Genomic DNA, 11,944 nt, shown 5'->3' with positions numbered 1-11,944 from the left:
AGAAACGACCCGGGCATTCAGATTCGCTTAGTCAAGTGTTCTGGAATGAGTCGTTTCAATGTGGGGAATTCTGTGAAGGTTGAAGCAAAAGGACGTTTTGAGGATCGCTTCGTACAGGTTGACGGAGTCGGCGTCCATTATCAGCGGGCGGGATCTGGCCGTCCTCTGGTGCTCATCCATGGTTTGGTGGGGTCTGCCAGAAACTGGCGCCAGAACATTGCGAGCCTTTCCAAGCATGCCTCCGTTTACGCGATCGATCTGGTGAATATGGGAGAGTCCGACCGGGTGCACGGTCTGGATGCTGGTTTAGAAGCCACAGCGGATTTTCTGGTTCGGTGGATGGAAGCCGTCGGCCTCGACGAGGTCGATGTCGCTGCGCACTCCCACGGTGGCGCGATTGCAATGATGCTGGCAGCACGCCATCCGAAGCGGGTGGGCAAGCTGATCCTCTTCGCTCCGGCTAATCCGTTCTGCGATCTGGGCCGTCAGCTTATTTCGATTTACAGCACGCGTCCGGGCCAGTGGCTGGCCAGCCTGATTCCTGTGCTGCCGACTTTTGTGAAGGCAACGATGCACAGCCGGATGTATGGGGATCCAGCTCGCGCTACGGCGGAGGCGCTCGAGGGCTACACTCACGGACTGTCCATACCGGGCAGCGTGGAGCATGTGCTTCAGATCGTTCGGCGCTGGTATGACGATATGGCGTTGCTGCGTTCTTCAGGTTTGCCCAAGCTTGCTCACAAGCCTGTCCTGCTGATCTGGGGGGATCGGGATCGTGCTGTGAGCCTTACTTCTGCTCGTGAGCTGCAGAAGCTTTTGTCGCGGTCTCAGCTTCAGGTGCTTCCCGGGGTTGGCCATATTGCCTTCGAAGAGATGCCTGATGTCTGCAATGAAGCGATTCGGCTGTGGCTCTCTTCCGAAGATACAGCGGAGACCGCGCCGTCCTTTGCGATGCACTATCCCAGCGAGCCTTTGCGTCAGCTTGAGAGGGCTGTTTAGTTTAGACCGAAGTGACTGCCCAACCACCTGCGCAGGATCTCCTGCATCTGGTCGAGTTTTGGGGTGGGTGAATCTGCTGTTCCCTGAAAGAAGTGATCGGCTCCCGCTACCCAGTGGATCTCTTTGGGCTCAGCGGCTTTCTGTAGAACCTCTTCGACCAGTTCGCGTGGACCGTACTGGTCGTGGTCGCCGCTGATGAAGAGCTTTGGGCCGGCGCATTGGGGCAGGAATCCGTAGCTGTAGTCACGGCCTTCTGCTCGGACCGGAACCCCCAGGCCGACCAGACCTTTGACTCGTGGATCTCCGCAACAGGCTCGCAAACCGACGCTAGATCCGAAGGAGAAGCCAGCAAAGAGGATGGGGAGGTTGAGATGCTGCTCTATCCAATTAAGGACAGCGCGGACGTCCTCCTGTTCGCCGTGTCCTTCGTCGTGCTCGCCCTCGCTCAGACCGACGCCGCGAAAGTTGAATCGAACTACCGGCAGACCTAACGAAGAGAATGCCTTCATGGCGTGGTAGACCACCTTGTTGTGCATGGTGCCGCCGCCCTTGGGGTGGGGATGGCAGATGATTGCGGCGTAAGTAGCGTTCGGGCTACCGCTATTCAAGACTGCTTCCAGGCGGCCAGCGGGGCCGTAGAGATCGTCGATGGAGCTTATGCGCGAGAAGGTCGATGTCGCATCGGTCATAGCATCCAGTGTATCGGTCCGATTCGGGCAATCTGCTCCATCGGTCGCCCTCCTTCATCGACTCTGCCGTATTCTGTCAACATGGCGATCGATCCCATTGAACTTACGCGTCAGCTCGTCAACATCGAGTCCACTACCTACCATGAGGGGTTGGCCGGGGCCTTTCTTCACGAGTACCTTACCGCGCAGCGTTATGCAGTCGAACGGATGGCGGTGGAACAACCCGCCCACACAACTCCGGGGTGTGGGCAGGATGAGCGGTTCAATCTCTATGCCGCTCTGCCTGGGGTGACTCCTGATGTGGTGCTCTCCACGCACATGGATACCGTACCGCCGTTCTTCGGGTGCACGGAGGACGATGAGTTTCTTTATGGACGCGGGACCTGTGATGCGAAGGGCATTATCGCGGCACAGGTGGCGGCAGCCGACCGTTTGCGCGAGTCGGGTGTGAAGGTTGGCCTCCTTTTTGTCGTGGGCGAGGAGCGCGATTCGGCGGGGGCGAAAGTCGCCAATGATAATCCGCGAGGTTCGCGTTTTTTGATCAACGGCGAACCGACCGACAATCGACTCGCGCTGGCTTCAAAGGGGGCGCTGCGTGTTGAGATCCGGGCGAAGGGGCGTATGGCTCACTCGGCCTACCCAGAGTTGGGGGAGTCGGCCATCGACAAGCTGGTGGCTGCGCTGAACGATGTTCTGGCCATGCCTCTTCCGGTCGAGCCGGAGATTGGTCCCTCGACGCTCAATATTGGCCTGATAAGTGGTGGACGCGCTCCCAATGTCATTGCCGATAAGGCCGAGGCCCACTTGCTGGTTCGGCTGGTTGCGCCGTCGGACGATATCCGCCAGGCGATTCTCGAAACTGTGGGCGACCGAGCCGACGTCGAGTTCTCGCTCGACCTGCCCTTCGTTCGCATGCGGAAGGTCGGGGACCTTCCTACTATGATTGCCAAGTTCACCACCGATATTCCGTCGCTTACAGCCTGGGGAGAACCTTTTCTGCTGGGTCCTGGCTCCATCCATGTCGCTCATACGCCGGACGAAAAGATCGCGAAGAAGGAGTTGTTAGAGGCGGTGGAGCTCTATGTTCAGCTGGCCGAGGATCTCAGCCGTTCTTAGGCTCCCTGCGAGCCTGAAAGAACATGGAAGGGTAGATTTCCTTGGTTATCCTGCTCGAGAACAGCGGTGGAGTCAGGATTTTTCGGGTCGTACCGGATGTTCACTGGTGGGGTGCCGGGCCGGATTGCGGCTATCTCGCTCCGGCTCAATGCGACGCTGCGGAAGTGCCCGCCAAAGTACTCGCCGTTGAGGGTGAAGTAGAAACTCGTTTCAATCTGCTCCGGGGTAGCGAGTGAGGTTACCTCTTCCGCCGCCGGAACCAGTTTCCAACTGAGCACTTCGCCCGTTGCTATAGGCCAGGATTGCGCCAGACGCAGCCTCTTTTTCTGGGCTTTCGTGCGAATCCAGACACGAAGGGAGTCGATGAGGAAGATTCCACTCATTTGCCGAAATTCTAACTCTGCGGCGCAATAGCAGCCAAGTTTTCCTCTCTTCACATCGGTCTAAACTAGACTTATGGCAGCAGAGTTTACCCACCTCCACCTCCACACTGACTACTCTCTTCTGGACGGCGCCTGTGACGTCGACAAACTAGCGGCCCATCTGACCAACCTCGGGCAGACCGCCGCAGCCATGACCGACCATGGCAATATTTACGGAGCCGTTCACTTCTTCGACGCCATGAAGAAGAAGAACCTCAAGCCCATCCTCGGCTGTGAGCTTTACATCTGCAAGAACGAGGATCACCGTGCGCCGGGGGCGGGCGACAAGTACAACCATTTTCTGGTTCTTGCGGAGAATGAGGCTGGCTACAGGAACCTGGTCCGCCTTACTAGCGAGGCGGCGCTGCATGGGTTTTATGGAAAGCCGCGCGTCTCCAAGGACTTCCTCTCCCGGCATACGGAAGGCTTGATCGGTTTCTCCGGCTGTCTTGCAGGTGAGGTCAACCAGCACCTGATGGCGGGGAAGTACGACGAGGCGAAGCAGACTGCTGGTCTGTACGAAGAGATGTTCGGCAAGGGTAATTTCTTCCTGGAGGTCCAGGATCACGGCCTGGAGCCCGACAAGCCAGTATGCGAGGCGCTCTTCAAGATGGAGCGGGAGTTGAACATCCCGATCATCGCTACCAACGACAGCCACTATGTAGCTTCCGATGACTCTCGAGCTCACGAGATCCTGCTTTGCGTTCAGACGGCCGGCAGCATGAACGATCCGAAACGCTTCAAGTTCGACACGCAGGAGTTCTACATCAAGTCCGCTGACGAGATGTACCGGACCTTCAGCGAGAATCCCGAGGTCTGCAGCCGCACGATGCAGTTCGTCGATCGCTGCAACCTGAAGCTCTCCAAGGTCGACAATCCGTTTCCTGACTTTATTGTTCCCGAGGGCGAGACGCTCTTTACTTACTTCGAGAAGGTCTGCCGGGATGGACTTCAGAAACGGTTGGAGACCTCGGTTGCTCATTTGCGCTCCCGGGGCTTGCTACGCAAGACCATCGCCGACTATCATGCCCGTCTGGACCGCGAGATCGGCATCATCAAGGACATGAAGTTTCCCGGCTATTTCATGATTGTCTGGGACTTTATCCGATACGCGCGAGAGCAGAATATCCCTGTCGGCCCTGGCCGTGGTTCGGCTGCTGGATCGCTGGTCGCGTACTGCATGGAGATTACGGACGTCGATCCGCTGCAGAACGAGCTGCTCTTTGAGCGCTTCCTAAACCCTGAACGTATCTCTATGCCGGATATTGATATCGACTTCTGCATGAACCGTCGCGGTGAGGTGATCGAGTACGTCAAGCGCAAGTACGGCAACGATCAGGTCGCGCAGATCATTACCTTCAACACCATGGCCGCGAAGGCCGCGATCAAGGACGTCGGACGCGCTCTCGATATGCCCTATGGCGAGGTCGACCGCATCGCCAAGATGATTCCAGCAACGATCGGGATCACTATCGATAAGGTGTTGCAGGATAAGGGACCACTCACCGCTGCTTATGAGGCCGATCCAAAGATCAAGGAATTGATTGACGCTGCGCTTCGTCTTGAAGGTCTCATTCGCGGTGCGGGTGTTCACGCGGCTGGCGTCGTAATCGCCCCTAAACCCTTGACGGAACTCGTCCCTGTCACGCGTACTAAAGATGATTCGATCGTCACGTCCTACGATATGGGCGCCATCGAGAAGATGGGTCTGCTCAAGATGGACTTCCTTGGGTTGACGACCCTTACGGTCATCGACGACTGCCTCAAGCTCATCCAGCAGACCAAGGGCCTCAAGCTCGACATGGCCACCATTCCACTCGACGACACAAAGACCTACGAGCAGGTCTTCCACAAGGCCCTTACCTCCGGCGTCTTCCAGTTCGAATCGGGAGGCATGCGCGATGTCCTTCGCCGTTACAAGCCCAACACCGTCGAAGACCTCACCGCCCTGAACGCCCTCTACCGCCCCGGACCCATCCAGGGCGGCATGATCGATGAATTCATCGAGCGCAAGTGGGGACGCCGCGCCGTTGAATACGAGCTTCCGGAACTTGAATCCATCCTCTCCGAGACCCTTGGCGTCATGCTCTACCAGGAGCAGGTGATGCAGATCTCAAACCGGCTCGCCGGCTTCACTCTCAGTCAAGCCGACATGCTCCGCCGCGCCATGGGTAAAAAAGACGCGGCCGAGATGGCCAAGCAGAAGATTAAGTTTATGGAGGGCGCTGCCGAGAACAAGCATCCCAAGGCCGTGGCTGGAAACATCTTCGACCTGATGGCGAAGTTCGCTGAGTACGGTTTTAACAAGTCTCACTCCGCTGCCTATGCGCTTCTCGCCTATCACACCGCCTATCTGAAGACCCATTACCCCATCGAGTTCATGGCTGCGCTGCTGACCAGCGAAACCTCAAAGCCCGAGAACGTCGTCAAGTACATCTCCGAGTGCCGTGAGATGAACATCCCCGTTGTGCCGCCCAACGTTCAGCTCTCCTACGCGAACTTCACCCCTATCCAAACCGAGAAGGGGGACGCCATCGGCTTCGGTCTGGCGGCCATCAAGAACGTCGGCCATAACGCCATCGAATCCATTATCGCCGCACGCAATGAGCTGATTGCAGCAGGGAAGCCGGGCTTCAATACGCTATGGGAGTTTTGCGAGAAGGTCGACCTGCGCCTGCTCAACAAGCGGGTTATCGAGTCGCTGATCAAGTCCGGGGCCATGGACGGCTTCGGCGGACGGGCGCAGGTTATCGCTGCCCTCGACAAGGCGATGGAGCAGGCGCAGAAGTCGCAACGAGATAATGCCGCCGGCCAACACGGTCTCTTCGGTATCTTCGACGCCGACCTGGGTAACGCCGCCGACCGCACTGACTCCGAAGCCAAGTTGCCCAGCGTGCCAGAGTGGGATGAGCATACCCGCCTGCAAAACGAAAAGGAGGTGCTGGGGTTCTTCGTCTCCGGCCATCCTATGGACAAGTACCGAGAAAAGCTGCGAAATATGAAGGTCGTTGATACGGCGACTGCCTGTGAGATGAAGCCGGAGCCACAGGTGTTTCGCCGGGGCCGGAACGAAGAGCCGCAGAATGAGATTGCAATCGCGGGGGTTATTACTGGTCTGAAGGTCGCCAAGTCTAAACGATCCGGCGAACTCTATGCGCAGGCTTCTCTTGAAGATACCGTTGGCAAGATCGAGCTGATTGCCTTCCCTCAGTCTTATGAGAAGCTTGCCGAGAAGCTGAAGATTGATGTGCCTGTGCTGGTCAAGGGGGTGCTGCGGGGGGAAGAGGATTCGGCTCCGAAGCTCGCCATCTCTAGCATCCAGGCCCTTGAGGATGTAAAGCTGAAGCTGCCTGACTCTCTTCGCATCAAGGTCCCGCTGCATAATCCGGACGAGGCGCTGCTGGAGAAGCTGCACGCTATTTTGCTTGGCGCGCCGGGGAAGGGCAGGTTGTTGCTCGACTTGGAGGAGCCGGGGGAGTTCTGCGCGGTGCTCGAGCCTCACGGAGTTCAGGTTGCCGCCGATCGGCTTTTTATCGATCAGATTGAAGAGCTTGTCGGCCGTGGTGGCGTGCGGGTTATGGACTAAGGATTGACCAGGATTCTATAGGGATCGAGCCTTGCGAATCTCTGCCAGAATGTTTCGGGCTGCGGCGGCAGGGTCGGTTGCCCGCGTAATAGGTCGTCCGACTACGAGCATCGAAGCTCCCCTGGAGATCGCCTCGGTCGCCGTTGCTACGCGGCGTTGATCGCCTGCGGCTTCTCCCGTTGCTCGAATTCCCGGCGTCACGAGAGTGACTTCGCTGCCCAGAGCAGTACGAAGCGTCTGCACCTCTTCCGCCGAGCACACCATGCCGTTGATCCCTGACTGCCGTGCCAGTTTTGCGAGGCGGAGTACCTGCTCCTGGGGGTTGGCTGTTACGCCTACTCCTGCAAGCTCAGTGGAGTCCATGCTCGTCAAGACTGTTACTGCCAGTAATTTAGGAGCGCCGGGAGCATCGGCTGCGTGGGCTGCGGCCGCCATCATCGCTGCTCCGCCCCCGGCGTGGATGGTCAGAAGGGAGGCCCCTGTGGCCGAGACGGTTCGCACTGCTCCCGCGACTGTATTGGGGATGTCATGGAGCTTTAGGTCGAGAAAAACTTCAAAACCCCGCTTGCGGAGCGTCTCGACCAGACCGTTCCCAGCAGCATAGTAGAGTTCCAACCCTACCTTGAGCCAACGGCAGGAGTTTTCCAGGCGATCAACCAGGGCCAGTGCTTCGGTTGCGGTGGGGAAGTCCAACGCTACTATTAACTGTTCCTGTTCGGACGGGCCGGATGCGATGGCTCCGTCCGATTCAGAGGGGACGGGTAGGACTTGACTCAAATCTTCCTTCACGGGAGGCTTCACAGAGCCAGTTTATCCCGTAAGACCCTTACAACGGTACGGAAGGATGATCTATTGACCGGCCATTACAGGCATGGGCATATGAAGTTGCGCTACCAGATCACGCGCCAGTTGCGGATCTCCGCCACGTACAGGCTCGAGCTTCACTTTGCCGACTCCGGCCAATCCGACCGCCCTGGCGGCAGCCAGTGACAGATCGACGACACGGTTCTCGGGGACTGGTCCGCGATCGTTGACGCGGACGAAGATCGAACGGCGATTCTTGAGGTTCGTCACTCGCACCCAGCTTCCGAGGGGGAGGCTGCGGTGGGCGCAGGTCAGGCTGTTCATGTCGAACGATTCACCGTTCGCTGTCTTCTTCCCCTGGAACTTCAGTCCGTACCAGGAGGCTTGTCCGACCTGGAACCAGCGCAGTGTCTTGGCCACGCGGGATGGGGCAGGGGTCTTTGCGGCGGAGGCATCCGTCTGCTGGGCGCCTTGCGCGACTGGCTGGCAGTCGGCATCGCTTGTAGCCCCAGCAACACTCATGGTCAGGATCAACATTCCGGCTGCGACTCCGCGCTTCAGTCCTCGCGTCCTCCGCCCTTTGATCAGGATAGGTTGTGTTCTCATAGGCACTCTCCAGCTCCTATTGTCTCGGCTCAAAAGGGCTAAGTCAAACATTGGAATGGAGTTATCGTCTAAAATTACTTGCCAGTCCGGTTGCTTAATGGTATAGATTCTCTATAGAGTGCGGGTCGGGAATTGGCGTGAATTTATCGTTTTCCATTCCAAATCACCCTCTCCTGGGATCTTTCGACCCGATTTTCCTTTTTTTAACATTTATCGTAAAAAGTGCGTTTTAGCCCCTCCGACCCCTCCATGCAGACCGTTTTGACGATCGCCGGCTTCGATCCCTCCTCCGGCGCCGGAGTCACTGCGGACCTCATGGTCTTCGCCGCGCATGGTCTCTTCGGCACCTCCGCTATCACCTCACTCACTGTGCAGTCGACTCAAGGGGTACGTTCGACGCATCCCATTGCGCCCGATGTCCTGCTCGCCACGCTGCGATGTCTCGCTGAGGACCTGCCGCCTGCCGGGATCAAGATAGGGATGCTGGGGAGTGCCGCGGCGACGATGGCGGTGATCGAGTTTGTCGAAGAGCTGCGCAGTCATCTTCCTCATATTCCTATCGTTCTCGATCCAGTCCTGCGTTCGAGCTCTGGGAGGGAGTTGCTGGAGCCGGAAGGCGTCGAGCTTGTTCGCACCCGTCTTCTTCCCCTGGTTGATTGGATTACACCCAATATTGACGAGCTTGGTTTCCTAAGCGGTCTTTCCGTCGTGACCAAGGCTGAGGTGCCGAACGCTGCGCAGGTCTTGCAACGCTTGGGTGCTGCTCTGAACGTTCTGGCCACCGGAGGGCACCTTACTCCGCCCGACGATCTGCTCTTCGCGGTCGAAGCCGAGCCGGTCTGGCTGCCTGGCGAGTACATCGCTTCGAGGTCGACCCACGGAACGGGCTGCGCTCTGTCGAGTGCGCTGTTGAGCCGCCTCGTATTGGGAGATGAACCTTATGCTGCCGCACTCGCGGCGAAACAGTATGTCTCCGAGGCCATTCGAACCGCGACGCCTCGAGGAATGGGACGTGGTCCACTCAATCATCTTTGGCCAGTGGATTTTCGTTCCCTTCGCTGAATTCTTCCCTTAAAATTGTTCGTCTGTAAGAAACCAAAGGTAACTTTCGCCATCTCTCAGGCTAAGTTCCGGACGGTCGGGCCTTATGCTGCGCTCTCAACTGCCGATAGGAGAGATGGAGGCTTCCCGATGTCAAGTTCAGCTATTCCCACCCAACAATCGCTGACGGCCCGATGTGCCGACCTACACCTATTACCGACTAGTTACTACCTAGTCCCGATTGCTAGTCCGGTACGCCGACGCGCGAACCGAGAGCAGGGTCATGCCCTTGAGGTACTGGGTCATGCTGTGGAATACCTCGTGGACTCCCGTATGTTCCTGGTCGACCAGCCCGCTACACTCGCCGATTCGGAGGCTGTTCAGTTGCTTATGCAACTCAGCCGCGAGGTCTTTAGCGAATGTAGAGAGGTTACCAGTCCGATGCATCGCCTACGCCTCTGGATCTCCGGCCGCTTTGCCGTTCCGCGGATTCGGCTGGAGGCACCCTTGTCTGAGCGCTCTGGCCGGCCTCACAACTGATTTTAAAGGCGGCCACCGGGTAATGGTGCGGCAAAACCTGGCGCATGTCTTCTGTGACTCGATCGAGGAGGCTAACGATGTCTCCATCGACTGTAGCGTAATTAGCGCTAACTCTTTGTTGTCGAATAATTTAAGTGCAGGCTCTCCAGAGAGAGGCTATTTCAATCTCAACCTGCTAGGCTTAACGTTGCATGCCGATCAATCTAGTTGTGAATGGTCAACCCCGCCTCTTTGAGTCGCTCTCTCAGCCCGTCACTTTAGAGCAAATTATTGTTGAGCTGGGACTCAAAGGCGACCGCGTGGCCGTTGAGCACAATGGGAATATCGCACCGCGAACCTCCTGGACCGAAACCGTGCTGGATGGGGGGGACCGCCTTGAAGTTGTCCACTTCGTCGGTGGCGGAGCTGTCGATCCGCGAGCTAGATAGTGGTTGCATGGCATCTTACCGCGAAGTTTGCGAGGAAGATGCCACTGTCGTTTCAATCAAGGCCAAGATCGTGTCACTTCGCGACGTTTGTCCAACATGCTCTCAGGCGCGCACACTCATGGAGCTGTGAAAGATGTTGTTTGGGTCGTATTGCTTCTTGACGCGTTGAAGCAGAGGGTAAAGGTCTCCCGCTCCGTAGTAGAGCTGAGGCCAATAACTGTATCGGAGCATATCTGCATCGGGGTAGTTCATGTAGCAGCCTTCGTATCGTTCCCCATAGGGTGTGCCCTGGTGATCGGATGAGACGTGAGAGCCGGTGTAGACCGCGGTAAAGAAATCATCCATAAACTTCAGTCGGCCTGCGTCCTGCTCCGGATCTCTCCAGTAGCACTGCCACTGGAGCTTCATGATGGAGGAACGTTGGGGCATGGCTGTGTCGTGTGCCCGGTCCGAAATGTTGGTCGCACCGCCGTACCCGTCGATAGCGAGGACGGAGCCGTGTGAATCGATCTGGGGCGAAGTCAGGTACTTGTATATGGCGGAGGACTCGGCTGAGGTGAAGGTCTTCTTCATGTAGGCGGATTTGTATTTGGCGCGAATGCCTCCGCCCGAGCCTCCGCCGGCCAGCGTAGCTTCCAGCCACGGACGGCGAACGATTTGATATGGATCGTTGGGAGAACCTGCAGGGGTGGTCCTCTGCGTTGAGGTTGTGGAGCCTGGTGCCGAAGGGCCGCTCTGCGTAGAGTCAAACTCGGCGAAGCGTTGGAAAAACTCCTGCAACACAGAGAGATTCGAGGCCGTGCCGTCGGGATTACAAAACTGCACATGCATGCCGATGCGGCCGTTGGGGTTATTGTTTGGCCCCATGACCATCACCACTGAGAGCCCCCAGGTATCGGGATCTTTGGCGCGTCCCTCCCAATAGTCGCCGAAAAGTGCGAGGAGCTTGATGAACTTCTCCTCGGTCATGGTCGCCCAGGGAAAGGTAAGTGTGGCCTCCGCTACCTCGCGAGGAGCAGTGGGAAGCTTATCGAACAGAAAGTTCGTGATGATGCCGAAGTTCCCACCGCCAGCTCCCCGGCAGGCACGAAATAGATCGGGATCATGCAGCTTGTCTACCCTGCGCTCGATGACCTTTCCCTTTGAGTCGACAGTAAGGATGTCGATGCCGGTGATCCAATCCACGGTCAAACCGTGCAGGCGTGAGAGCAGGCCATAGCCTCCGCCCGATATATGACCTCCCGCGCCTACGGTGGCGCAGGTTCCAGCGGGAATGGTGACACCGGCGCGTTTGTAGAGGACCTGGTAGACCTCCCCGAGCGAGGCCCCGGGAGCGATGCGGAATGGACTGCCCGTGGGACCGGCATCGACCGTATTATGCAACGACAGATCGATGATGGCGCCGTTCGGGTTGTTGGAGACGAAGTCTTCGTAGCAGTGGCCTCCACTGCGCACGGTCGGGCGAATCCCGGAGGATACGATGCGTTGCAGCGCCTCGGCCGTCTCTGCGGTGTTGCTGCAGATTAGAATACGGCTGGCCGCCTCCGCGTCGTTGGCAGGGAACCGTAGATTGTGGCCTGTCTTTAATGTGTCAAACCGTGGGTCTTTACGATCAATCGTGACAGAGCTGGCTGGCAATGGATCTCCATGAATGCAGGGTGGATGAAGCAGATGACAAAACAGCGCTGCCAGACCCAGGGTCATGAACGCCAA

The 11,944-nt window shown here is 57.7% G+C and carries 11 protein-coding genes; 5 read left to right on the top strand and 6 right to left on the bottom strand.

The genetic code is table 11. The features are described 5' to 3' along the window. The first annotated feature begins 72 nt into the window (after positions 1 to 72). Entirely contained in the window at positions 73 to 999 is a 927-nt protein-coding gene (locus tag HB393_RS02535) for an alpha/beta fold hydrolase (protein ID WP_345944986.1), read from the top strand. Here HB393_RS02535 and HB393_RS02530 read toward each other — a convergent pair. Continuing rightward, entirely contained in the window at positions 996 to 1,688 is a 693-nt protein-coding gene (locus HB393_RS02530) for an alpha/beta fold hydrolase (protein ID WP_213803553.1), read from the bottom strand. The two genes, HB393_RS02535 and HB393_RS02530, sit on opposite strands and share 4 nt — an antisense overlap. Before the next feature lie 81 nt (positions 1,689 to 1,769). Between HB393_RS02530 and HB393_RS02525 the strand changes: the two genes are divergently transcribed. Further along, positions 1,770 to 2,804 carry a M20/M25/M40 family metallo-hydrolase gene (locus HB393_RS02525; RefSeq protein WP_213803552.1) on the top strand — a complete coding sequence of 345 codons (1,035 nt, stop codon included), beginning with the start codon at positions 1,770 to 1,772 and terminating at the stop codon, positions 2,802 to 2,804. On the opposite strand, the gene HB393_RS02520 is transcribed toward HB393_RS02525, so the two are convergent. Beyond that, positions 2,801 to 3,187: a DUF3592 domain-containing protein gene (locus HB393_RS02520; protein ID WP_213803551.1), complete on the bottom strand. Its 387-nt coding sequence runs from the start codon at positions 3,185 to 3,187 to the stop codon at positions 2,801 to 2,803. The two genes, HB393_RS02525 and HB393_RS02520, sit on opposite strands and share 4 nt — an antisense overlap. A gap of 73 nt (positions 3,188 to 3,260) precedes the next feature. Between HB393_RS02520 and dnaE the strand changes: the two genes are divergently transcribed. After that, a complete protein-coding gene (gene dnaE, locus HB393_RS02515) occupies positions 3,261 to 6,812 on the top strand; it encodes a DNA polymerase III subunit alpha (protein ID WP_213803550.1) in 3,552 nt (1,183 codons plus the stop codon). A gap of 15 nt (positions 6,813 to 6,827) precedes the next feature. On the opposite strand, the gene pyrF is transcribed toward dnaE, so the two are convergent. Further along, positions 6,828 to 7,589: an orotidine-5'-phosphate decarboxylase gene (gene pyrF, locus HB393_RS02510; protein WP_218623857.1), complete on the bottom strand. Its 762-nt coding sequence runs from the start codon at positions 7,587 to 7,589 to the stop codon at positions 6,828 to 6,830. A gap of 72 nt (positions 7,590 to 7,661) precedes the next feature. After that, on the bottom strand, positions 7,662 to 8,222 hold the full coding sequence (locus HB393_RS02505) for a septal ring lytic transglycosylase RlpA family protein (RefSeq protein WP_213803549.1): 561 nt from the start codon (positions 8,220 to 8,222) through the stop codon (positions 7,662 to 7,664). A gap of 249 nt (positions 8,223 to 8,471) precedes the next feature. On the opposite strand from HB393_RS02505, the gene thiD reads away from it, so the two are divergent. After that, positions 8,472 to 9,284: a bifunctional hydroxymethylpyrimidine kinase/phosphomethylpyrimidine kinase gene (thiD, locus tag HB393_RS02500; protein WP_213803548.1), complete on the top strand. Its 813-nt coding sequence runs from the start codon at positions 8,472 to 8,474 to the stop codon at positions 9,282 to 9,284. 210 nt (positions 9,285 to 9,494) lie between these two features. On the opposite strand, the gene HB393_RS02495 is transcribed toward thiD, so the two are convergent. After that, positions 9,495 to 9,710: a hypothetical protein gene (locus HB393_RS02495; protein ID WP_213803547.1), complete on the bottom strand. Its 216-nt coding sequence runs from the start codon at positions 9,708 to 9,710 to the stop codon at positions 9,495 to 9,497. Between the two features lie 284 nt (positions 9,711 to 9,994). Between HB393_RS02495 and thiS the strand changes: the two genes are divergently transcribed. Beyond that, positions 9,995 to 10,231: a sulfur carrier protein ThiS gene (gene thiS / locus HB393_RS02490; protein WP_213803546.1), complete on the top strand. Its 237-nt coding sequence runs from the start codon at positions 9,995 to 9,997 to the stop codon at positions 10,229 to 10,231. A 102-nt stretch (positions 10,232 to 10,333) separates the two neighbouring features. Here thiS and HB393_RS02485 read toward each other — a convergent pair whose 3' ends face one another. Continuing rightward, a complete protein-coding gene (locus HB393_RS02485) occupies positions 10,334 to 11,869 on the bottom strand; it encodes an FAD-binding oxidoreductase (RefSeq protein WP_255550718.1) in 1,536 nt (511 codons plus the stop codon). Positions 11,870 to 11,944: the final 75 nt, after the last annotated feature.

Origin of the sequence: Granulicella sp. dw_53 (genome assembly GCF_018449545.1) — a bacterium.
Taxonomy (GTDB): domain Bacteria; phylum Acidobacteriota; class Terriglobia; order Terriglobales; family Acidobacteriaceae; genus Edaphobacter.
The sequence above is the reverse complement of the archived record's forward strand: the minus strand, read 5'-3'. Positions and strand labels throughout refer to the sequence as shown.